Below are 21,340 nucleotides of genomic sequence, written 5' to 3'. Positions count from 1 at the left end.
TGGCCGACGATCTGGGTCAGCTGCGCGACCGTGGTGTTGGCATCATCACGCATGCGGGCGAACACGCCATTGAACTGACCTTCCATGCGCGCGGTCAGGTCGCCGGTGGCGATCGACTGCAGCAGCTGCGAGAGCTGGCCCAGGTTGCCGTCAGCCACCTGCATCATGGTGTTGAGGTGCTCGATCATCAGCTTGAAGTCGTGCTGGAACCGCTGTGCGTCGCCGCGCTGGCTGAAGTCACCGGCGGCGGCCGCCGCAGCCAGGTGCTGGATCTGCGAATTGATGGCCAGCAGGCTGGCCTTGGCCGCGTCCATGGATTCGTGCAGGATCGCGCGGCTGCCGGGCAGGCGGCGTGCATCCGGGCTCAGGTTGCCGATGGCGTACTGGTTGAGTACTTCAATGGCATCGACGATCGCATCGAGGTGTTCGAAGATCACCGTGTTGATGCCGTTGGCCAGCTGGCCGTAGACACCCGGGAAATCTTCCGGGATGCGATGGCTGATGTCCGGGCCAGCGTGCATCTGTGCCATCAGCTGTGTCTGCTCGCTGAAGCGTCGCAGCATCGCCGTCATCTCGGCGGTGGCAGCGAGCATCCTGCCGGCTTCATCCTTGCTGGTGGCCTGGGTGCTGACGCTGAGATCACCGCGGGCAACGGCCTGGATGGCATGCACGGCCTTGCCGAGTGGGCCGGTCACTGCCCGCGAGATGACGATGGCCAGCGCGGCAGCGACCAGCGACAGCAGCACGATGCAGCCGATGATGGCAATCATGCTGGTGCGGTGGGTGGCGTTGGCGTCGGCAATCTTGCCGTCCATCTGGCCGGCGATGTGGGTTCCCAGTGCCTTCATTGCAGCGAAGAGGTCGCGACGCGCCGGGCGCGACTGCTCGTCGGAGATCTGCTGGGCCTGTGCGCCATCACCGGCGGCCACGGCGTCGCGCATGGCCTTGTTTGCGGAGAAGTAGCGGTCCAGCTGCGCGCTGGCCGCGCGATACAGTTCACGCTCCTTGTCCAGCGCCGGCAGCGCCGCGTACGCCGCCAACTCGTCATGCACGGCCTTGGCGGTGTCGTCCATGCGCTTGTTGTAGTCGGCGACCTTGTCCGGCTGGTCGAGCATGCTCAGCTGGGCCAGTTCGTAGGTGCGGAACTCGCCCAGCTGCGAGCGTGCCTCGCCCAGATGCTGGACCGAGGGGATATCGTTGCCAGCCATCTCGCGCAACTGCGCGTTGGCCTCGCTCAGGCGCAGCAGTGCGAAGGCGCCGAGGATCAGGGTCATCAGGGTGGTGAGGGTGAACCCCACGGCCAGCTTGCGGGCGATGGGCAGATCTTGGAACCACTTCATGCAGGGTGCTCCAGGTGGGCAGAGTGCCGGCGTCTGTGCGCCGGTTTGGGGGTGGTTGCAGAGCGAACGGGGGTGCCCGGTGGGGTTCGGTGACGACCGTCAAAGCGAAATAACGGCGCCGTCCGCGCGGACTTTATGGACGCAGATCACATTCGGTTGCGTAGGGATGACGGCGCGAAAGTGCTGGCCTGGCGGGGCTTGCGCTCGGATGACGTGGTTGCGCGCGAAACCATCGCCTCGACGGAGTTCACAGAAGGGATGGGGTCAGATCCCTTTTCCCTGAAAAGGGATCTGACCCCGGCTGGAATGGAGCACACAAACAAAAACCGCCGCCCCGAAGGGCGGCGGTCCATGACCCGCATGCAGCGTGGGTCAGGCGGCCTGCGGCATCCGCAGCGAGCGCACCAGTCCGCCGATGTCGACGATCAACGCGACGCGGCCGTCGCCAAGGATGGTGGCACCGGACACCCCGCCGATACGGCGGTAGTTGTTCTCGATGTTCTTCACCACCACCTGCTGCTGGCCGACCAGTTCGTCCACTTCCAGCGCGATTTTCTGGCCATCGCCTTCCACCACCACCACCAGCGATTCGCTGCCCGGTGCGCGGTTGCCGTAGCCGTAGTACTCGCTCAACGACAAGATCGGCAGGTACTCGCCGCGCACGCGCAGCACGCGGCCTTCGCCGGCCATGCTGCGGATATCCTCGGGCTGCGGCTGCAACGCCTCAAGCACGTAGGCAAGCGGCAGGATCAGGGTTTCGCCGGCCACGGCCACCGTCATGCCATCGAGGATGGCCAGGGTCAGCGGCAGGCGGATCAGCGTGCGGGTGCCGGTACCAAGGCTGCTTTCGATCTGCACCTCGCCGCCCAGTGCCTGGATGTTGCGGCGGACCACGTCCATGCCGACGCCACGCCCGGACAGGTCGGTGACCGCATCGGCGGTGGAGAAGCCAGGTTGGAAGATCAGGTCCCAGACCTGCGAATCGGTCGGGTTGTCCGGCACGGCCAGGCCGCGTTCGTGAGCCTTGGCCAGGATCTTGGCGCGGTCCAGGCCGCGACCGTCGTCGCTGACTTCGATGACGATATGGCCGCCCTGATGCGAAGCTGCCAGCGTGATCGTGCCGGTCTCGTCCTTGCCCGCACCGCGGCGGACGTCGGGCATTTCCAGGCCGTGGTCGATCGAGTTGCGCACCAGGTGCACCAGCGGATCGGCGATCTTTTCGATCAGGCCCTTGTCCAGTTCGGTGCCTTCGCCGACGGTGCGCAGGCGCACCTGCTTGCCCAGGCGGCTGGACAGGTCACGAACCAGGCGCGGGAAGCGGCGGAACACCGCATCGACGGGCAGCATGCGCACGCCGATCACCGCTTCCTGCAGGTCGCGGGTGTTGCGTTCAAGCTGGTCCAGGCCAGCGAACAGGCTCTCGGCGTGGACCGGGTCCAGTGCGTGCGAGACCTGCTTGAGCATGGCCTGGGTGATGACCAGTTCGCCAACCAGGTTGATCAGCGCATCGACCTTGTCGACGCTGACGCGGATCGAGGTTTCCGCTTCCTGGCTGGCACCACCGTTGGCAGCAGGCGTGGCAGGTGCAGACGGGGCCGCTGCGACCGGAGCGGGAGCCGCCGCGGCCGGCGCCTGGGTGGCCAGGCTCGGCGGCGCGGCGGGACGGATGTCCAGCTCGCAATCGTCCAGTACCCAGGCGAAGGTGTCTTCGATCTTGCTGCGCGGCACCTTGCCAACCAGGCCCAGGTCCCATGCAAGATGCGCTTCGAGCGGATCAAGCTGGGCGAAGCCCGGCAGGCGCTCCATGCGCGCGGCGACCTGCAGCGAACCGAGGTGTTCCAGTTCGCGGATGATGCGCAGCGGGTCGTTGCCGCTCATGAACAGCGACGGCGCTGGAGTGAAACCGATCTGCCAGGCTTCCGGCGTATCGTCCACCTTGGCTGCGGCGGCCGACGGGGCGCTCGCTGCGGCCTGGCCGGAAAGAACCGCTTCCAGGCGCGCCTTCACCGCAGCGACTGCAGCCGGATCGGCAGCCTGGCCGTGTTCGGCTTCGCGCAGCAGGGCGCGCAGCACGTCCACCGAGGACAGCATGGCGTCGACGGCGTGGCCTTCCAGGGCCCGCTTGCCGGCGCGCAGCTCATCGAGCAGCGTTTCCAGCACGTGGGTCAGGCCGGCGATCGCGTCGAAGCCGAAGGTGCCGGCGCCGCCCTTGATCGAGTGGGCGGCGCGGAATACCGAATTGATGATCTCCGCGTCCTGCTGCCCCGATTCCAGGGCCAGCAGGCCAGCCTCCATCGCATCGAGGCCTTCGCGGCTCTCCTCGAAGAAGGTGGCGTGGAAGCGTTGCAGGTCCATGCTCATGGCAGTGGTGATCCGGAAGCGAAGAGGGGGAGCGGCGCCGGGCGATCAGCCCAGCACTTTCTGCACGGTGGCGACCAGCTGTTCGGGATTGAACGGCTTGACCAGCCAGCCGGTGGCACCGGCGGCCTTGCCTTCGGACTTCTTGTCGGCGGCCGATTCGGTGGTCAGCATCAGCAGCGGGGTGAACTTGTAGTCCGGCAGCTGGCGCAGTTCGCGGATCAGCGCGATGCCGTCCATGTTCGGCATGTTGACGTCGGTCACCACCGCATTGAAGCGCTGGCCCTTGGCACGACCGAGCGCGACCGCGCCGTCTTCAGCTTCTTCGACGGCAAAACCGGCCGAGGTGAGGGCGAAGGACACCATCTGGCGCATCGACGCCGAATCGTCCACCACCAAGATACGTGCGCTCATGCAGCGTTCTCCACAGATTTCAGGTTGTCATGGGTTGCGTCCAGGCCCAGGGCCTGGGTGACGCCCAGCAGGCGCGCGGCGTCACTGAAGGTTGCAGTGCAACCGTGGAAGCCGGTGCCCAGGCCTGCCTCGCGGCGGGCCTGCACGAACGCACACAGCACCTGCAAGGCGGCCGTGTGGATGCGGGCGACCTGGCTGGCATCCAGGGTCAGCTCGCCAGCCTGGTCCACGAGTGGGGCGAGGCGGTTCTTGAGCTCGGTAGTGCTCTCGATGCCGAGATCCCCACCCAGTTCGACAGTGCTCATCGTTGCTCCGGACAAACGGTTCCGTGATCCATAACGGCACCCCGGTGGGGTTCTTTAGAAGAATCGACGCGGTACGTCGATGCGGTCGCTGCTTAAAAGGGGACGGAGGGAATTAAGTCGCAATCGACCTGGCTCTACTGCAGCTCCCTCGGCAACGGCGACCGCGCAGTGGGGATGTAAGGTGTTGATCCATCGGCGCAAAGCGCCGAGCCACTTGCGACTTAATCCCCTCCGTCCCCTTTTTCTTGGCGGCTCAGCTCAACAGCCGGGTGGCGTCGAGCAGGATCATCGGCCGCTGGCTGACCCGGGCCACGCCGCGGAACAGGTCGTTTGAGATCTGGCAGATGCGCGCGGTATCGGGCGGTTCGATCTGCGAATCGGTGAGGTTGGCGACATCTTCGACCGCTGATACGCGCAGGCCGATGGTCTCGCCGTCCTCCTCCAGGACCACGATGCGGGTCTGTGCGTCGTCTTCGGCGGCCGCGGCGCCAAGGTGCAGGCCCAGATCCATCACCGGTACCACCTGGCCGCGCAGGTTCATGATGCCGAGCATGGCCGCTGCAGTGCCACGCAGTGGCAGCAGCGGCACCGGCAGCACCACTTCCTGCACCTTCAGCAGTTCCAGCGCATAGGCCTGGGTGCCGCAGCGAAGGCGCAGCCAGCGCGAAGTGCGTTCGCCGGCGCGTCGGTTCTGCGGATGCGGGCTGCGAGCCGGTTGGTGGGCCTGCGCCTGCAGCTCCTGCCAGGTGCCGGGACGGTTGCCTGCCGGGGCATCGACGGCGGCGCGCGGTGGCGGAGTGGCGGTGCGCGCGGCCGGGGCTGCAGGTGCAACCGTCGGGGCCACCGGCGCTGCGACCACGGCGGGCGGTGGCGTGGCTACGTCTTCGCCACCGGCGGCCGCTTCGAACGCGGCCTGCAGGCCGGGGCTGTCGGTGTGGGCGAGGCGATGGCTGTCGGCCGGATCGGTCTCGTAGATCACCTCGTCCGGCAGGTCGTCCCAGGTAGGTTCCGGACCGGCGTTTGCAACGATGGCGGGTGCCGGCGCGGTTTCGTGGATGACCTCCTCAGGCAGGTCATCCCAGGTCGGCTCGCGTTCGGAAACCGCTTCTCCCGCCGGACCCTGCCCAGCGCTACCGGAAGCGGCAGCGCTCTCGAAGGCCGCTTCCAGTGCTGCGTCGTCCCGGCTTTGCGCGGCGGCGACGGATTCTGTTTCGTAGATCACCTCGGCGGGCAGGTCATCCCAGGTGGGTTCGCGCGTGCGTGGTGCGGCGCTCTCGAAGGCGGCTTCCAGCGCAGCGCTGTCCCCGCTCGGCGTGGCGGCGATGGTTTCGGTTTCGTAGATCACTTCGGCCGGCAGGTCGTCCCAGGTCGGTTCGCGTTCGGCGACTGCTTCGATCGCCGGGCCCTGCCCGGCGCCTGCGGGCGGCAGCACGGCAGGCGGCGGCGCGACCATCGCTTCGCCCAGCAGTTCGTCCAGGTAATCGTCGAGGATGCCGGTGCTGTTCATGCGGCCTGCTCCAGGGCGCGGGCATCCTCGCCGAGGATCCAGTTCAAGGCGCGCCGGTAGGCGGCCAGGCCACGGCCCGGGTAGTCCTCGCCGGCGCTCGGCAGGGTCAGCCCGGCGGCGTTGCTGATGCGGGTATCGATCGGAATGGCGTCTTCCCACACGCGGCTGCCATGGCGGTCCTGCATGGTGCGCAGCGACTCGTTGCCGGCGCGGGTGCGTCGGTCGAACAGGGTCGGCAGGATCGAGATCGGCAGCGGGCGGCGGCGCGAACGCTCGACCATCTCGCCGGTGCGGACCATGCCATCCAGGCCGTGCAGGGCCAGGGGCTCGGCCTGGGTCGGGATGATCAGGCGATCGGCGGCAGCCAGTGCGTTGATCATCAGCAGGCCGAGGGTGGGTGCGCAGTCCAGCAGGATGTAGTCGTGCTGGCCCTGGTGGCGCGCCAGCGCGTTCTGCAGGGCCAGGCCGAGGCCGGGCTGGTTGGCGCTGCGGCGTTCCAGCGTGGCCAGCGCCGACTGTGCGCAGACGTAGTCCAGGCCATGGATGTTGCTGGCATGGCACAGGCTGGACAGGTCCGCTGGCGGTGTGCCGAACAATTCCAGTACGCCGGCCGGCGGCGGGTCCACCGGCACGCCGAAGGCGCGGCTGAGCGAGGCATGCGGATCGAGGTCGATCAGCAGCACGCGATGGCCGAGCGCGGCCAGGCCGCGGCCGAGGGCGAGGGTGGTGGTGGTCTTGCCGACTCCGCCCTTCTGGTTGGCGACTGCCCAGATGCGCATCGGATTACTCCTTCATTGCCGGGGGAGCGGCGGCGCCGACGCGGCTGCCAGCCGGCACCGGCGGCAACTTCACCGGTGCGATGGGGGAGGTGGGGGCGCTGGCCGGAGTTGCGTCGGCCTGTTCGGTGACGGTGCTGTCGGTGGCGCCGGTGGCTGCGTTCAGGCGTTGGCCGAGCGGATCCACCGAGTGCGACGTGTCGGCCAGGATGATGACCATCACCCGGCGGTTGCGGTTGCGGCCCTGCGCGCTGTCGTTCTCTTCGCGCGGGCGGAACTGGCCATAGCCGACCATCGCCAGCCGCGACGGCTGCACGCCCTGGTCGGCGAACAGGTGCACTACGCTGGCTGCGCGCCCGGCCGACAGTTCCCAGTTCGACGGGAAAGTGGCGGTGGCGATCGGCACGTTGTCGGTGTGGCCTTCCACGCGCACGCTGTTGGGCACGTCGCGCAGCACCTCGGCCAGGCTGGCCAGGGTCTGCCGCGCATGCACGTCCAGCGCGGCCGAGCCGGTGGGGAACAGGATGTCGCTGTTGATCTCGACTTCGATCCAAAGTTCGGTGCGGCGCACGCTGATCACGCCGCGGTCGATCAGCGGCGCCAGTGCGGCGGTGAGGCGATCGGCAATCGTGTTGAGCTGGCGCTCGGCACGGGCGATCTGCTCCTTGTTGTGCACCGACACCGGCATGCGCATCTGCGAGGCCATCGACGGCAGCAGGGTCGGATCGTGCGAGGGCGCCGGCGCGGAGGGACCGATCTTGGTGCCGGACTTGATCACCGAGGGGCTGTCCCAGCCGCCGCCCTGCACCTGCTTGTTGCCCACCTGCACCGGGTTGATGGTGCGCGGTGCGCCACCGAAGGCATCGGTCAGCGCGTCGGCCATGATCCGGTACTTGCCCTCGTTCACCGAGGAGATCGCGTACATGACCACGAAGAAGGCGAGCAGCAGCGTCATCAGGTCGGCATAGGGGATCGCCCATGCTTCGTGGTTGGCGTGCTCTTCGTGGTGCTTGCGGCGGGCCATGTCAGTGCAGGAAGCCGGAGAGGTTGGTTTCGATGTTGCGCGGGTTCTCGCCCTGGGCGATCGAGATCAGGCCTTCGATGACCATCTCGCGGTCGCGCGTGTTGTGCGAGATCACACTCTTGAGCTTGGCGGCGATCGGCAGGAACAGCAGGTTGGCCGAAGCGATGCCGTAGATGGTGGCGGTGAACGCGGCGGCGATGCCGTGGCCGAGCTTGCTCGGGTCGGCCAGGTTCTTCATCACCGCGATCAGGCCCAGCACGGCGCCGATGATGCCGAGCGTCGGTGCATAGATGCCCATCGCCTCGAACACCTTGGCGCCGGCCTGGTCCTGGTGCTCCTGGCTGCCCAGTTCGATTTCCAGCATGTGCCGCATGGATTCGGGCTCGACGCCGTCCACCAGCAGCTGCAGGCCCTTGCGCAGGAACGGGTCCTGCTGTGCTTCCACCTGCGATTCCAGGCCCAGCAGGCCCTGGCGGCGGGCGATGTTGCTCCACTCGACGATCTGCTGGATCAGCTCGCGGCGGTCGCTGTGCGGTGGACGCACGACCCAGCGCACGATGCTGAACGCGTGCTTGAACACCGCCGGCGAGGTATGCAGCAGGATCGCGGCGACGGTGCCGACGATGACGATCACGAACGCCGCAGGCGACCACAGCGACGCCAGGCCGGCGCCCTTGAGGATGCTGCCGCCCACCAGCGAGGCCAGGGCGAGAAAGAGTCCAATGAGGCTGAGTCTATCCATGGATCCGGTATCGGCTTGTATGAATGGGACTTGAGACACCGGTACGGGCTACTGGTGCGACTTCACAGTTTTACGGGTTCAGCAAGCGGGTCAGTCGTGCGGGCTGCGCAGGCCGTCCACATCCAGGATAAGCGCCATGCGACCATCGCCGATCAGGGTTGCACCGGCGTAACCGCGCAGGCCGCGCAGGGCTTTCGGCAGTGGCTTGATGACCACTTCCTCGCGCCCGCGGACCTGGTCCACGACCAGACCGAAGCGCGCTTCGCCGGCCTGCAGCACCACGATGGTCAGCAGGGTCGAGGCGGCGGGCGTCACATCCAGCCACTGGCGCAGATCCACCAGTGGCAGCGTGTGCGAACGGCGGTCGAGCACGGCGCGGCCATCGAACCAGCCCAGCGAGGTGCGCGGTGCGTGCAGCACTTCCATCACGCGCGCCAGCGGCAGCGCATAGACGTCTTCGCCGGCCTGCACCAGCAGGGTCGGCAGGATCGCCAGGGTGAGCGGCACGCGGATCAGGAAGCGGCTGCCGCGGCCCAGCTCCGACTGGATCTGGATCTGGCCACTCAGTTCGCGGATGCGCGACTGCACCACGTCCATGCCAACGCCGCGGCCGGAGATATCCGTGACCTGCTGCTTGGTCGAGAAGCCGGGCAGGAACACCAGGTGCAGGCACTCCTCGCTGCTCAGGCGGGCGGCGGCCTCCGGATCGATCAGGCCCTTCTCGCGTGCCTTCGCGCGCAGCTTCTCCGGATCGATGCCGGCGCCATCGTCCTGCACTTCGATGCTGACGTAGTCGCCTTCCTGCTGGGCCGACAGGCGTACATGGCCCATCCGCGGCTTGCCCTGTGCTTCGCGCAGGTCGGGCATTTCCACGCCATGGTCGATGGCGTTGCGGACCAGGTGCACCAGCGGGTCGGCCAGCGCTTCGACCAGGTTGCGGTCGAGCTCGGTCTCGGCGCCGATCAGCTCCAGGTCCACTTCCTTCTTCAGCGAGCGGGCAACGTCTCGGGCGACCTTGGGGAAGCGCGAGAAGACCTTGCCTACCGGCTGCATGCGGGTACGCATCACCGCCGACTGCAGGCGCGCGGTGGCGATGTCCAGGGTGGACACGGCGCGGTCCAGTTCCTCGTCGCGCAGGCGCGCACGCAGGGTCTTGAGCCGGTTGCGTGACAGCACCAGTTCGCCGATCAGATTGACGATCGCGTCCAGGCGCTTGGTGTCCACGCGCACGGTGTGTTCGGCTTCGGCCAGCGGCTTGGCGGCCGGCTTGGTCGCCGCTGCAGGTGCCGGTGCGGCCGGTGCGGCCAGTGGGCGTGGTGCCGCGATCGGTGCGGGCGCTGCCGCAGCGATGGGCTTGGCGCCGGGTGCGGCGCCACCGTGCAGCTGGTCGAGCAGGGCTTCGAACTCGTCTTCGCTGATCAGGCCGTCGTCGGCCTTCTTTGCTGGCGCCACCGCAGTCGGTGCGTTGCCGCCGTGCAGCTGGTCGAGCAGGGCCTCGAACTCGTCGTCGGTGATCAGGTCGCTGCCACCCGCAGCGGGAGCTGCTGCGGCGGCGGGTGCAGCCACGGCACCGCCATGCATGTCGAACTGGGCGATCAGCTCCGGCGGCGCATAGCCCGGCTCGGTGCCGGAGGAAACTGCATCCAGCATCGCTTGCAGGTAGTCCAGCGATTGCTGGGCGGCATCGAAGTGATGGGCCTGCAGCACGGCCTGGCCCGCGCGCGCGATGCCCAGCGCTTCTTCGGCGGCGTGGCACAACTCGACCATGGCGGTGACGCCGAGGAAGCCGGCGCCGCCCTTGAGCGTGTGGTAGCCCCGGAACACCGCGTTGAGTTGCTCGGTGTCCTGTGGTGCCTGCTCCAGCGACACCAGCTGTTCGCCCAGGCGATCCAGGATTTCCTGCGCCTCGATGATGAAATCGGCAGTGATGTCGTCGGATACGGCGCTCATGCTTACAGCCCCAGGTCCGACAGCAGGTCGTCGGCGTCGTTCTGCGAGACCGCGTGGCGGTCCAGTCCCTTCAGTGCCGGCCCGGCCAGTTCCGGATCGGTGCGATGCTGTTCCGGCGGCAGGCCGAGCGCGCCGAAGCCCTCATGCACACGGCGGACGATGCCGACCACGCGACGGATGATCTGCCCCGTCAGGTCCTGGTAGCTCTGGGTCAGGGCGATCTCGGTGAGGTTGTGGCGGATGCGCTCGAGCTGTGCATCCTGGCCCGGCTGCAGGCCTTCGGCGCGCAACTGTTCGGTCAGGCTGCGGCATTCCTCGGCCAGGTCCAGGGTGCGGTGCGTCGCCTGTTCGGTCATCGCCACCACGTGGTCCAGGCGTGCGCAGGCATCGTCCAGTTCGCCGGCCTCGCTGGGTACGGTCGGCAGTTCACCCAGGGCCTGCCCGAGCTCGCGGGCCAGCCGCGAGAGGCCGCTCATCATCGGCTGCGTGCGCAGCGCGACCAGTCCGTCGATGCGTTGCCGCCAGGCGGTTTCGTCACCGGACTCCAGTGCGTCCAGTGCTTCCTGCAGGCGCAGGGCGAGGGCATTCTTGTCGACCGTGGTATCCATCAGGCACTGGCCGCCAGGCGTTCGAAGATCTTGCCGAGCTTCTCTTCCAGCGTCTGCGCGGTGAACGGCTTGATGATGTAGCCGTTCACGCCGTTCTGGGCCGCTTCGATGATCTGCTCGCGCTTGGCTTCGGCGGTGACCATCAGCACCGGCAGGGTCTTCAGCTTGGCGTCGGCACGGATCGCCTTGAGCAGCTCGATGCCGGTCATTACCGGCATGTTCCAGTCGGTGACCACGAAATCGAACGGCTGGCTCTGCAGCAGCGACAGCGCGGCATGCCCGTCCTCGGCTTCGGCGGTGTTGGTGAAGCCCAGATCGCCCAGCAGGTTCTTGACGATGCGACGCATGGTCGAGAAGTCGTCGACGATCAGGATGCGCATGTTCTTGTTCAAAGCAGAGTTCCTTTGTTGTTCATTCCGGGCGGCCGGGGGCAGCTGCCTCGGGGATGTTCATTCTTCGAGGCCGGCGTCGACGGCCTCGAATACCTTCAGCCGGCCGCGCAGGCGCAGCACGGCCTGGCCGTGGATCTGGCAGACCCGCGACTCGCTCACGCCGAGCACCGCGCCGATCTCCTTCAGGTTGAGTTCCTGCTCGTAGTAGAGCGAGAGCACCAGCTGTTCGCGCTCGGGCAGATGGCCGATGGCCTTGCCCAGCTCGCGGCCGAACTCGCTGCGCTCCAGCACCTGCTGCGGGGTCGGGCCACCCTGTGCGACCGTGTCCAGCTCGCCCTGGTCCTCAATGCGCGACTCCAGGCTCAGCACCTGGCCACGCGCGGCGTCTTCCATCAGGCGCAGATATTCGGGCAGTGGCATCTCCATCGCGGCGGCCACTTCGGTGGCGCTGGCGGCGCGTCCGCTGCTCTGTTCCAGGCGGCGGATGGTGGCGGCAGCATCGCGTGCACGGCGGTGCACCGAGCGCGGCACCCAGTCGCCACGGCGGATCTCGTCGATCATCGAGCCACGGATACGGATCGAGGCATAGGTCTCGAACGAGGCGCCCTGGTCGGCGTCGTAGCTGCGCGAAGCCTCGATCAGGCCCATCATGCCAGCCTGGATCAGGTCGTCGACTTCGACGCTGGCCGGCAGGCGCGCGGCCAGATGGTGGGCGATGCGCCGCACCAGGTCCGAGTGCTGGGCGATGACGTCGTTGGCCGCCGAGCGCTGGACTTCCCTGTACTGGGCCGCGCCTTTCATGCCGCCACCCCGCGCTGCTTGAGGATGCGTTCGAGGAAGAACTCGACGCCGCCGCGTGGTTCGGTCGGCGCCTGCCAGCGGGCCGTGCGGCGCGCGATCTCGGTGATCGCCAGTGCGGACGGGCTGGACGGGTAGGCCTTCACCACCGGCTGCTGGCGCTGCACCGACAGGCGCAGCCAGTCATCCTGCGGCACGCAGCCCAGGTAGTTCAGCGAGACATCGGCGAGGAACTTCTCGCAGACGCGGGTCAGCTTCTCGTACAGCACGCGGCCCTCATTGGGGTCGCGCACCATGTTGGCCACCACCTGGATGCGGTCCACGCCCCGTTCACGCGAGAGCACCTTGATCAGCGCGTAGGCGTCGGTGATTGAAGCCGGCTCGTCACAGACCACGACCACGGTGTCCTGCGCGGCCTGGCAGAAGGTCAGCACGCCGTCGGTGATGCCCGCGGCGGTGTCCACCACCATGATGTCCAGCTCGCGCTCCAGCTCGGAGAACACGTTGACCAGGCCGACGTGCTCGGCCGGGGCCAGCTCGGCCATGTGCCGGCGGCCGGACGCGGCCGGGACCACCAGCACGCCGTTCGGGCCTTCGACGATGACATCGTCCAGCGAGCAGCGGCCGGCAACCAGGTCGGCCAGCGTAAAGGTGGGATTCAAGCCCAGGATCACGTCGATGTTGGCCAGGCCGAGGTCGGCGTCCAGCAGCAGCGTGCGCTTGCCCATGCCGGCCAGCGCCACGGCCAGGTTGGCCGACACGTTGGTCTTGCCCACGCCGCCCTTGCCGCCGGTCACGGCGATGGTGCGCACAGGGCCGAGCGGCTCGCTGCGGGTGGCCGACAGCGGGAAGGTCTTGGTCAGCTTGGCGTACTCACGCGACGGCATGGTTCAACTCCGGGTTGCAGGGCATATCGGCCGCTCGGCGCAAATCTTCAAGGCGAAGTACGAGATTGGCCGCACTGGCCCGGTGCAGGTCGTCCGGAACGTCCTGGCCATCGGTCACCCAGGTGATCGGCAGGGCATGGTCCACGGCCACCGACAGGGCGTTGCCGAAGCGGCCGGTTTCGTCCAGCTTGCTCAGCACCAGGCCCTGCAGGTTGGCGGCACCGAAGCGGCGGACCACCTCGTCCATGTCGCCGAAGCTGGTGTTGGCCGGCAGCACCAGCAGGGTGCGCACCTGGCGGGCGGCGCGCAGCCACTGCAGCTGGGCGGCCAGCGCGCGGTCGCGCGGGCCCAGCCCGGCGGTGTCGATCAGTACCAGCTTGTAGTCCTTCAGGCGTTCCAGCAGCTGGTCCAGGTCGGTGCCGCTGTTGGCCTCGTGGACGGCGATGCCGAGCTGCCTGCCATAGCCATACAGCTGCTCGCGGGCGCCGATGCGGGTGGTGTCGGTGGTGACCAGGGCGACGTCACGCGGCGCGTGCTTCTCGGCGAAGCGCGAGGCCAGCTTGGCGATGGTGGTGGTCTTGCCGGCGCCGGTCGGGCCTACCAGCGCGATCACGCCGCCTTCCTCCAGCGGGTCGACCGGGGCGATCGGCAGCTTGCGCGAGATCAGCCCCAGCATCAGGCCGCGGCCTCGGTGCGCCTCGGTCTCCAGCGGAATCTGCATGGCGACGTCGCGGGCCAGGCCAGCATCGAAGCCGTACTCGTCCATCAGGTCCAGCGCGGTGGCGCGCACCGGGCAGCCGCGCAGGCGCTCGTCGGTGAAGCGGTTCATTTCGCGCTCGATCACCTGGCGCATGCCGGCCACTTCCTGGCGCAGCTGGCGGATCTCGGCGTCGTCCTGGGCGACCACGGTCAGGACCGGGGCTGGGGCGAGCGTCGGCGTCGGCGCGGTTTCGACGGTGGCATCGGCCAGCGCCGGTTCGCTTGCGGCGACCTCCGGCTGCGTTTCGGCCAGGGCTGCGGTCGGCAGCGGCGGCGGCTGCACGGCCGGGGCCGCGCTTTCGTGATGCGCCTCGTGCGGCGGGTCGATCTGGAAGCGGGCGCGGTTGGCCGGCGTGGCGCTGGCGGGTGCCGGTGCGACGATGGCTTCGGCGAACGGAGCGAAGATCTGGTCCGGCAGCGCCGGCTCATTGACGGCGGCGCGTGCCAGCGTGGCGGCGAAGCCGGTGCTGCCGCGGGTCGGCACGATCTCGTCGGCGCTGTCCAGGGTGCGGCCGGTAGCGCCCACTGCTGCACGGGCGAGGGCGGCCACCGCCGAGGTGGTCGCGGCAATCGGTTCCGGTGCCGGGGTGCTGCTGCGGCGGCGGGTGACGGCGGCGATCACCGCGTCGGCGGCGGTGCGCGGCTTGGGTGCCGGCGGCGGTGCGATGTCACGGCGCGAGGCTTCCAGCGCACGCTGCACCGCGCTCTCGTCGTAGTTGGCGGCGGCGACGATCTCGATGCCTTCCTCGATCCGGCGGTTGGACAGGATCACGGCGTCAGGACCATGTTCCTTGCGCACCAGGTTCATGGCCGAGCGCATGTCGGCGGCGACGAATCGTTTGATTTTCATGCTGTGGTCACGGGGCGAAGACGGCGGGGTGGCGGTCGGGGAACTCGGGTGGTCGGTGGTCTGCACGGGGCGGGTTCCCCTTGGTGTCTGTCAGTTGCGTTGGTTCGAAAGTGGTGTCTGTTTTCTGGCGCATCGGCGGGCGGGCGTCAGCTGATCGTTCCGACCAGCTTCAGGCGCTTGTCCTCCGGCACCTCGCTGTAGGCCAGGACCGACAGCGACGGAACGCTGTGGCGGACCAGGCGGGCCAGCGCGGCGCGCACCGGGCCAGGTACCAGCACGACCGCGGGCTCGTTGCGGGCTTCCTGCTTGCTGACACATTCGGCCAGGCTCTGGTGCAGTCGCTCAGCGAGTCCGGGTTCCAGCGCGGCGCCGTTGCCCTGCGTGGACTCCTGCAAGACACGTTCCAATTGCGGGTTGAGGGTGAACACCGGCAGCTCCGCCGACATTCCGGCGATCTCCTGCACGATGAAGCGGCCCAGTGCGGTGCGCACTGCGGCGGTCAGCACGGCCGGGTCCTGGCTGGCGGGCGCATGTTCGACCAGCGCTTCGGCGATCTTGCGCAGCTGGCGGATCGGAATGCGCTCCACCAACAGGTTCTGCAGCACGCGCACCACCGCCGACAGCGGCAGCGCCTTGGGCGTCAGATCTTCGACGAGCTTGGGCGCGCTCTTGGCCAGGTTGGCCAGCAGGTGCTGCACTTCTTCGTGGCCGAGCAGTTCCGGCGCGTGTTCGCGGATCAAGTGCGACAGATGGGTGGCGACCACGGTGGCCGGGTCGACCACCGTGTAGCCCAGCGTTTCGGCCTGGGCGCGCTGGTGCGGCTGGATCCAGGTGGCATCCAGGCCGAACGCGGGATCCTTGCCGGCAATGCCCTCCAGTGCGCCGAGTGCGCTGCCTGGATCCAGGGCCAGCTCGCGGTCGGGGTGGATCTCGGCGGTGGCCACCGGTACGCCGTGCACCAGCACGCGGTAGCCGTTGGCGGGCAATTCCAGGTTGTCGCGGATGTGCACCGACGGGATCAGGAAGCCGACATCCTGGGTCAGCTTGCGACGCACGCCCTTGATGCGCGCCATCAGTTCGCCGTCCTGGTTGCTGTCCACCAGCGGAATCAGCCGATAGCCGACCTCCAGGCCCAGCGGATCGACCGGGCGCAGTTCGTCCCAGCTCAGTTCGGCGGTGGGGGCCGCGGCGGCCGGGCGGCCGAGCGCAGTGAGCGCGGCGGCATCGGTGCCACTGCCTGTCGCATCGGCAGCCGGTGCCTTGGTCTTGCGATACAGCTTCCAGGCGATGAAGCCGAGGATCGAGGCCAGCGTCAGGAAAGCGACGTTGGGCATGCCCGGCACCAGGCCCACCAGGCCGATGATGCCGGCGGTGATCGCCAGCGCCCGGTACTGGCCGAACACCTGCCCGGTCATGGCCTGGGCCATGTCCTGCGAGCGCGAGGCGCGGGTGACCAGCATCGCCACCGCGCTGGAGACCAGCAGCGCCGGCAGCTGTGCCACCAGGCCGTCACCGATCGACAGCAGGGTATAGGTGGCGGCGGCTTCGCCGAACGGCATGCCATGCTGCAGCACGCCCACGGCCAGGCCGCCGAGCATGTTGATGAACAGGATCAGGATGCCGGCGATGGCGTCGCCGCGGATGAACTTGCTGGCACCGTCCATCGCACCGTAGAAGTCGGCTTCCTCGCGGACTTCCTCGCGGCGCAGCTTGGCTTCTTCACGCGTCAGCAAACCGGCGTTGAGGTCGGCGTCGATCGCCATCTGCTTGCCGGGCATCGCGTCCAGGATGAAGCGCGCGGTCACTTCCGAGACGCGGCCGGCGCCCTTGGTGATGACCACGAAGTTGATGATGGTCAGGATCGCGAACACCACGATGCCGACCGCGTAGTTGCCGCCGATCACGAATTCACCGAAGGCGGCGATGACCTTGCCTGCGGCATCGTGCCCGTTCTGGCCATTGAGCAGGATCACGCGGGTGGAGGCCACGTTCAGCGCCAGCCGCAGCATGGTCGTGATCAACAGCACGATCGGGAAGATGGTGAAATCCAGCGGGCGCTTCACGTAGACCACCGCCAGCAGCACCATCAGCGAGATGGCGATGTTGAAGGTGAACAGCGCATCGAGGACAGGCGCGGCCAGCGGCACCACGACCATGGCCAGCAGGGCCAGCACGATCAGCGGCGCGCCAAGGCCCTGGCGGATCATTTCCAGGGCGCGGCGGGTGTTGAATCCGGTGGCGGGCTGGGCGCTCACGGGCGGCCTCCCTTGCCGAATTCATCCACCTGGATGTGCGGGGCGTCCGGCATCGGGCCAGTGCGCCAGGCGCGCAGCTGGTAGACGTAGGACAGGACCTGGGCGACGGCCGAATACAGTCTCACGGGAATTTCCTTTCCGAGTTGGCCTTCCCGATACAAGGCGCGTGCCAAAGGCGGGGCGGAGACGATCGCGACCTTGTTGCCGTCGGCCACTTCACGGATGCGCAGGGCGGTCTCGTCCACGCCCAGCGCGACCACGGTGGGGGCGTTCATGGCGCCGCCTTCGTACTTCAGGGCCACCGCGTAATGGGTGGGGTTGACCACCACCACGTCGGCGGTGGGCACCGCTTCCATCATCCGGCGGTTGGCCATCTGCTGCTGCAGCTGGCGGATGCGGCCCTTCACCTCGGGGCTGCCTTCGCTTTCCTTCATTTCCCGGCGCAGCTCTTCACGCGTCATCTTCAGCTTGCGCATCCAGTTCCAGCGCTGGTACGGGGCATCGATGGCGGCCAGCACCAGCATGGCGCCGGCGGTGGCCAGCAGCAGGCGCAGGGTGAAGCCGAGGCCGTCGGTGATGGCGGTCTCCAGCGGGTGGTGGATCAGCCCGCGCAGGGTGTCAAAGCCGGTCCAGACCACCAGGCCGGCGGCCACACCGACGAAGGCCACGCGCAGCAGCGACTTGGTGAACTCGGCAATCGCCTCGGGGCCATACAGGCGCTTGAGCCCGCTCATCGGGTTCATGCGGTTGATGTCAGGCAGCAACGCCTTCTGCGACCAGCGCAGGCCGCCCATCACCAGCGGGGCGACGAAGCTGGCCAGCAGGCAGACCAGCACCAGCGGTGCGATCACCAGCATGAACTGCAACAGCAGGTCGCCGAAGTGGCCGAACAGTTCCTTCGGGTTCTGCCGCAGGCTCTGTTCCGGGCTGAGCGCCTGCTTCATCCAGGCCGTGGCGCCACGGCCGATCGAGCCGCTCATGGCCATCACTGCCAGCACACCGGCGCCGAACACGGCGGCGGTGCCGAGTTCGCGCGAGCGCGGCAGGTTGCCCTGTTCACGGGCGTCGCGCAGGCGTTTTTCGGTCGGTTGTTCGGTCTTTTCGCCGGCGGATTCGTTCTCGGACATCACGGGCACTGCGGCTGGGGTTGCCCAGGTGCGTGCAAGAACTGTGCCGCTATCCGTCAGCCGCGAACGGCAGCACTGTGTGTCTGCTCCTGCTCATTCTGGCGTTCGCAGTGCTGTATGCGCTGCCGCGCTATCGCATCCAGAGGGTGAGGAAGATCGTTCAACTGCTGCTGTACAGGGGGCAGCTAGCAGCTACATGAGGCATGATGCCAAGACACGCAGAGAGAAGGGCGGTGCTGAATGGGTTGCAGGATGGGATATCGCAGCAATGAGCTTTGACATAGTCGTTTTGAAGCTGGAAGACCTCGGTGAAGAAGACCTCTCCAATGTCGAGGCTGTGCAGGACATCGGATGTCCCCAGGCCATAATTGCATCATTGGAGTTGGTGTTCCCCGGATGTGTCCAAGGTGCATTCTCGGATGGTGAGCGCTACTCGCTCGAGTCCGCTCTGAATGGAGACCCGGTGAGCTCCATACACCTTACTCTTCGATTCGGTCGAGCATGGTCTGAGGCAGCCAATTCTGAGTTCATGGCCCTGCTTTCAACACTTTGCCAGCGGTTGCAGTCAGTCGCGTTTGCCGTCTCCGACAACTCGAGGATTACCCCTCCCTGCTGAAGCGGACGATCTTGCTCGCGACAACGGCATGGGAGGCCAGGGCTCGTTGAGCATCGGGTGACTGGCAGGAGGAAGCATCCCCAAGATGAAGCTGGATGGCTTGCCGGCACGTCAGCGTTCGACCTGGCCGCTCCAGGGATGACGCAAATGGCAACGTCGACGTTACCGTGAATTTCGTATTCCTGCAGAAGAGTCCAGAACTCTTGCAGACAACCAACGCACCCTCCGACCATCAGGTCGGTGCGCCGAGCGCATCTCAGCAGGCCATCACCTGTTGCATCGCCAGGTGGATTCAGCGTCCCCCACCTTCGGGCGCTTTGAAGCCGGTGCTCAGCTCGATCCGCGGCCGGGGCAGGTCGTGCAGCTGCATGAAGCGCGCCGCGTCGACCGGGCGGCCGAGCAGGTAGCCCTGCAGGAAATCGCAGCCCAGGCGCTCCAGGTAGGCGCGCTGGGCAGCGGTCTCCACGCCTTCGGCGACGATGTCCATGTCCAGGGCATGGCCCAGCGCCACGATCGCCGAGACGATCACCACGTCCTCCGCACTGTGTTCCAGGTCACGCACGAACGCGTGGTCGATCTTGATCTCCGTGGCGGGCAGCCGCTTCAGGTACAGCAGGCTGGAATAGCCGGTTCCGAAATCATCGATGGAGATGCCCACGCCCAGCGCCGACAGCGCCTGCAGCAGGCGAAGGCTGGTATCGGTATCGCGCATGACCGTGCTTTCGGTGATCTCCAGCACCAGGTGGCGCGGGGCAATGCCATAGCGTTCGATCACTTCACGCACATCCTGCAGCAGGTGTGGCGAACTGAACTGCACCGGCGACAGGTTCACCGACATCGACCAGCCTTCATGCCCGGCGTCGCGCCAGCGCCGCAGCTGCTGGCAGGCCTGGTCCAGTGCCCAGCGACCGATCTCGTTGATCGCGCCGCTGCGTTCGGCCAGGCGGATGAAGCGGTCCGGTGGGATCAGTCCGTGCTCCGGGTGTTTCCAGCGGATCAGCGCTTCGGCACCGGCCACCTTCTGGGTGGCCACGCGGATCTTCGGCTGATAGTGCAGGAACAGCTGCTCGCTGCCGATCGCACGGCGCAGGTCGGCCAGCAGCCGGAACTGCTGCTCGGCACTGTCGTTCATCCAGTCGGCGAACAGCACGAAGGCGTTGCGTCCGGATTCCTTGGCCTGGTACATCGCCGCGTCGGCGAAGGCCATCAGTTGGCGCTCGCTGGCAGCGTGGTCGGGGCAGATCGCCACGCCGATGCTGGCGGTCACTTGAAGTTCGTTGTCCGGCAGCAACGGGCCGCTGCCCACCGCCTGCAGGATGCGCCGGGCGAGGGTGGGCAGGTCCTCGTCGTGCTCGATGCGCACCACCAGCACGAATTCGTCGCCGCCCAGACGGGCCAGCATATCGTTGGGCCGGAGCAGCTGGCGGGTACGCTCGGCCACCGCCACCAGCAGTGCGTCGCCGGCCTGATGGCCGTAGGCATCATTGACCTGCTTGAATCCATCCAGGTCCATGAACATCACCGCGAAACGGCTGCCGCCCTGTTCGGCTTCGGCCAGCGCCTGCACGATGCGCCGCTGCAGCAGCAGGCGGTTCGGCAGGCGGGTCAGCGGGTCGTGCAGCGCGGCCTGGGTCAACTCCTGCTGGGCATCGGTCAACGAGGTGCTCAGCATCGAGTTGCGAAGCCGCAGCAGCTGCGCCTCCACACGCTGGTCCAGCCACGAGACCACCAGCACCACCGCCAGGATCGCAACCGTCAACACCACCACCAGCATCGCCAGCCACTCGCTCTGCAGGCCATCACCGACCGCGGCGCCGCAGATGCTGCCTTCCGGGAAACGCGCGGCGGCCATACCGGTGTAGTGCATGCCGACGATGGCGAGGCCGAGCAGGCCGGCGGCCGCCAACCGGTCACCGACGCGGGTGCGCTGCGCGCGCAGGCGGAACGCCACGTACAGCGCGGTCCACGAAGCGGCCACCGCCACCACCAGGGAGAGCAGCAGCCAGCCCGGGTCGTAGTCGATCCCGGGCTGCATGCGCATCGCTGCCATGCCGACGTAGTGCATGCCGGCAATGCCGGTGCCCATCAGCAGGGCACCACCGGCCAATCGAGGATGGGGCAGGGTACGCAGTGAGACCAGCCACAGTGCGAACACCGACGAGGCGATCGCCAGGGCCAGCGAGAGCAGGGTGATGGGCAGGTCGTAGCCCAGTGCAATGGGCAGATCGAAGGCCAGCATGCCGATGAAGTGCATCGACCAGACACCCAGGCCCATGGCGAATCCGCCCCCCAGGCGCCACCACCAGGCGGCTGCCCTGCCCGGGGCGGTGACCGTGCGCCCGGCCATGGCCAGCGCCGTGTACGACGCCATCACGGCGACCAGCAGTGAGATCGCCACCAGCCACGGGTTGTACGTGCCTACCAGCATTCGTCAGTCTCCCGGACCTGCCTGTCGACGGAAACCACGGTGGGGCATGCATGAGGCAGGCCGACGCAGGGCGCCGGCCAGGTGCGGCATCCCCCCGGTTGCCGCGCATTCACTCTAACGCGCGGACCCGGTGGAAGGGCAAGCAGTAAAACGTGAAATTGCGCCCGTGTAGAGCCGAGCCCATGCTCGGCTGCCGCTCCTGCC

18 protein-coding genes are annotated in these 21,340 nt (G+C 67.6%); 1 reads left to right on the top strand and 17 read right to left on the bottom strand.

Going from position 1 to position 21,340, the window contains the following annotated elements:
* The 16 genes from HMPREF3114_RS16530 to flhB all read right to left on the bottom strand — a co-directional run.
* Positions 1 to 1,340, bottom strand: a 1,340-nt coding sequence (locus tag HMPREF3114_RS16530) for an MCP four helix bundle domain-containing protein (protein ID WP_141750833.1), incomplete at its 3' end; no start/stop codon positions are given.
* A 372-nt stretch (positions 1,341 to 1,712) separates the two neighbouring features.
* Positions 1,713 to 3,701, bottom strand: a complete 1,989-nt coding sequence (locus tag HMPREF3114_RS16525; protein WP_005416415.1) for a chemotaxis protein CheA — start codon at positions 3,699 to 3,701, stop codon at positions 1,713 to 1,715.
* A 45-nt stretch (positions 3,702 to 3,746) separates the two neighbouring features.
* Positions 3,747 to 4,112: a response regulator gene (locus HMPREF3114_RS16520; RefSeq protein WP_005409521.1), complete on the bottom strand. Its 366-nt coding sequence runs from the start codon at positions 4,110 to 4,112 to the stop codon at positions 3,747 to 3,749.
* Complete coding sequence (locus HMPREF3114_RS16515) at positions 4,109 to 4,417, bottom strand: STAS domain-containing protein (RefSeq protein ID WP_053498632.1); 309 nt, start codon at positions 4,415 to 4,417, stop codon at positions 4,109 to 4,111. The genes HMPREF3114_RS16520 and HMPREF3114_RS16515 overlap by 4 nt, the downstream gene beginning before the upstream one ends.
* A gap of 253 nt (positions 4,418 to 4,670) precedes the next feature.
* Positions 4,671 to 5,924, bottom strand: coding sequence for a chemotaxis protein CheW (locus HMPREF3114_RS16510; protein WP_053498630.1), 1,254 nt, complete (start codon positions 5,922 to 5,924; stop codon positions 4,671 to 4,673).
* Positions 5,921 to 6,703, bottom strand: coding sequence for a ParA family protein (locus HMPREF3114_RS16505; RefSeq protein ID WP_053498628.1), 783 nt, complete (start codon positions 6,701 to 6,703; stop codon positions 5,921 to 5,923). Before HMPREF3114_RS16505 ends, HMPREF3114_RS16510 begins: the two co-directional genes overlap by 4 nt.
* 4 nt (positions 6,704 to 6,707) lie before the next feature.
* Positions 6,708 to 7,724: a flagellar motor protein MotD gene (motD, locus tag HMPREF3114_RS16500; RefSeq protein ID WP_070490011.1), complete on the bottom strand. Its 1,017-nt coding sequence runs from the start codon at positions 7,722 to 7,724 to the stop codon at positions 6,708 to 6,710.
* 1 nt (position 7,725) lies between these two features.
* Positions 7,726 to 8,466, bottom strand: a complete 741-nt coding sequence (locus HMPREF3114_RS16495; protein WP_049413360.1) for a flagellar motor protein — start codon at positions 8,464 to 8,466, stop codon at positions 7,726 to 7,728.
* Between the two features lie 90 nt (positions 8,467 to 8,556).
* Positions 8,557 to 10,416 carry a chemotaxis protein CheA gene (locus tag HMPREF3114_RS16490; protein WP_053498624.1) on the bottom strand — a complete coding sequence of 620 codons (1,860 nt, stop codon included), beginning with the start codon at positions 10,414 to 10,416 and terminating at the stop codon, positions 8,557 to 8,559.
* Between the two features lie 2 nt (positions 10,417 to 10,418).
* A complete protein-coding gene (locus HMPREF3114_RS16485) occupies positions 10,419 to 11,024 on the bottom strand; it encodes a protein phosphatase CheZ (protein WP_032129220.1) in 606 nt (201 codons plus the stop codon).
* Positions 11,024 to 11,416: a chemotaxis response regulator CheY gene (cheY, locus tag HMPREF3114_RS16480; protein WP_005413247.1), complete on the bottom strand. Its 393-nt coding sequence runs from the start codon at positions 11,414 to 11,416 to the stop codon at positions 11,024 to 11,026. The genes HMPREF3114_RS16485 and cheY overlap by 1 nt, the downstream gene beginning before the upstream one ends.
* A 57-nt stretch (positions 11,417 to 11,473) precedes the next feature.
* Positions 11,474 to 12,217, bottom strand: a complete 744-nt coding sequence (locus tag HMPREF3114_RS16475) for an RNA polymerase sigma factor FliA (protein ID WP_053498623.1) — start codon at positions 12,215 to 12,217, stop codon at positions 11,474 to 11,476.
* Complete coding sequence (locus HMPREF3114_RS16470) at positions 12,214 to 13,101, bottom strand: MinD/ParA family ATP-binding protein (protein ID WP_005416424.1); 888 nt, start codon at positions 13,099 to 13,101, stop codon at positions 12,214 to 12,216. The genes HMPREF3114_RS16475 and HMPREF3114_RS16470 overlap by 4 nt, the downstream gene beginning before the upstream one ends.
* A complete protein-coding gene (gene flhF, locus HMPREF3114_RS16465) occupies positions 13,088 to 14,710 on the bottom strand; it encodes a flagellar biosynthesis GTPase FlhF (protein WP_070490009.1) in 1,623 nt (540 codons plus the stop codon). The genes HMPREF3114_RS16470 and flhF overlap by 14 nt, the downstream gene beginning before the upstream one ends.
* A gap of 146 nt (positions 14,711 to 14,856) precedes the next feature.
* Positions 14,857 to 16,917, bottom strand: a complete 2,061-nt coding sequence (flhA, locus tag HMPREF3114_RS16460; protein ID WP_176746386.1) for a flagellar biosynthesis protein FlhA — start codon at positions 16,915 to 16,917, stop codon at positions 14,857 to 14,859.
* Positions 16,918 to 16,961: 44 nt separating this feature from the next.
* Entirely contained in the window at positions 16,962 to 18,092 is a 1,131-nt protein-coding gene (flhB, locus tag HMPREF3114_RS16455) for a flagellar biosynthesis protein FlhB (RefSeq protein ID WP_005416428.1), read from the bottom strand.
* Positions 18,093 to 18,288: 196 nt separating this feature from the next.
* Here flhB and HMPREF3114_RS16450 point away from each other — a divergent pair, with 196 nt between their 5' ends.
* Positions 18,289 to 18,708, top strand: a complete 420-nt coding sequence (locus HMPREF3114_RS16450; protein ID WP_235643019.1) for a hypothetical protein — start codon at positions 18,289 to 18,291, stop codon at positions 18,706 to 18,708.
* A gap of 292 nt (positions 18,709 to 19,000) precedes the next feature.
* On the opposite strand, the gene HMPREF3114_RS16445 is transcribed toward HMPREF3114_RS16450, so the two are convergent.
* A complete protein-coding gene (locus tag HMPREF3114_RS16445) occupies positions 19,001 to 21,136 on the bottom strand; it encodes a putative bifunctional diguanylate cyclase/phosphodiesterase (RefSeq protein ID WP_053498616.1) in 2,136 nt (711 codons plus the stop codon).
* Between the last annotated feature and the right edge of the window lie 204 nt (positions 21,137 to 21,340).

The sequence above is a fragment of the Stenotrophomonas sp. HMSC10F07 genome, from assembly GCF_001807895.1.
GTDB lineage: Bacteria > Pseudomonadota > Gammaproteobacteria > Xanthomonadales > Xanthomonadaceae > Stenotrophomonas > Stenotrophomonas sepilia.
The sequence above is the reverse complement of the archived record's forward strand: the minus strand, read 5'-3'. Positions and strand labels throughout refer to the sequence as shown.

What these genes read in the sequence shown, in the direction of transcription:
- flhB (WP_005416428.1), bottom strand. Translation starts at nt 18,092, where the DNA reads ATGTCCGAGAACGAATCCGCCGGCGAAAAGACCGAACAACCGACCGAA.
- motD (WP_070490011.1), bottom strand. Translation starts at nt 7,724, where the DNA reads ATGGCCCGCCGCAAGCACCACGAAGAGCACGCCAACCACGAAGCATGG.
- HMPREF3114_RS16520 (WP_005409521.1), bottom strand. Translation starts at nt 4,112, where the DNA reads ATGAGCGCACGTATCTTGGTGGTGGACGATTCGGCGTCGATGCGCCAG.
- HMPREF3114_RS16525 (WP_005416415.1), bottom strand. Translation starts at nt 3,701, where the DNA reads ATGAGCATGGACCTGCAACGCTTCCACGCCACCTTCTTCGAGGAGAGC.
- HMPREF3114_RS16515 (WP_053498632.1), bottom strand. Translation starts at nt 4,417, where the DNA reads ATGAGCACTGTCGAACTGGGTGGGGATCTCGGCATCGAGAGCACTACC.
- HMPREF3114_RS16475 (WP_053498623.1), bottom strand. Translation starts at nt 12,217, where the DNA reads ATGAAAGGCGCGGCCCAGTACAGGGAAGTCCAGCGCTCGGCGGCCAAC.
- HMPREF3114_RS16505 (WP_053498628.1), bottom strand. Translation starts at nt 6,703, where the DNA reads ATGCGCATCTGGGCAGTCGCCAACCAGAAGGGCGGAGTCGGCAAGACC.
- HMPREF3114_RS16510 (WP_053498630.1), bottom strand. Translation starts at nt 5,924, where the DNA reads ATGAACAGCACCGGCATCCTCGACGATTACCTGGACGAACTGCTGGGC.
- HMPREF3114_RS16450 (WP_235643019.1), top strand. Translation starts at nt 18,289, where the DNA reads ATGAGGCATGATGCCAAGACACGCAGAGAGAAGGGCGGTGCTGAATGG.
- HMPREF3114_RS16445 (WP_053498616.1), bottom strand. Translation starts at nt 21,136, where the DNA reads ATGCTGGTAGGCACGTACAACCCGTGGCTGGTGGCGATCTCACTGCTG.
- flhF (WP_070490009.1), bottom strand. Translation starts at nt 14,710, where the DNA reads ATGAAAATCAAACGATTCGTCGCCGCCGACATGCGCTCGGCCATGAAC.
- HMPREF3114_RS16470 (WP_005416424.1), bottom strand. Translation starts at nt 13,101, where the DNA reads ATGCCGTCGCGTGAGTACGCCAAGCTGACCAAGACCTTCCCGCTGTCG.
- flhA (WP_176746386.1), bottom strand. Translation starts at nt 16,917, where the DNA reads ATGATCCGCCAGGGCCTTGGCGCGCCGCTGATCGTGCTGGCCCTGCTG.
- HMPREF3114_RS16490 (WP_053498624.1), bottom strand. Translation starts at nt 10,416, where the DNA reads ATGAGCGCCGTATCCGACGACATCACTGCCGATTTCATCATCGAGGCG.
- HMPREF3114_RS16485 (WP_032129220.1), bottom strand. Translation starts at nt 11,024, where the DNA reads ATGGATACCACGGTCGACAAGAATGCCCTCGCCCTGCGCCTGCAGGAA.
- HMPREF3114_RS16495 (WP_049413360.1), bottom strand. Translation starts at nt 8,466, where the DNA reads ATGGATAGACTCAGCCTCATTGGACTCTTTCTCGCCCTGGCCTCGCTG.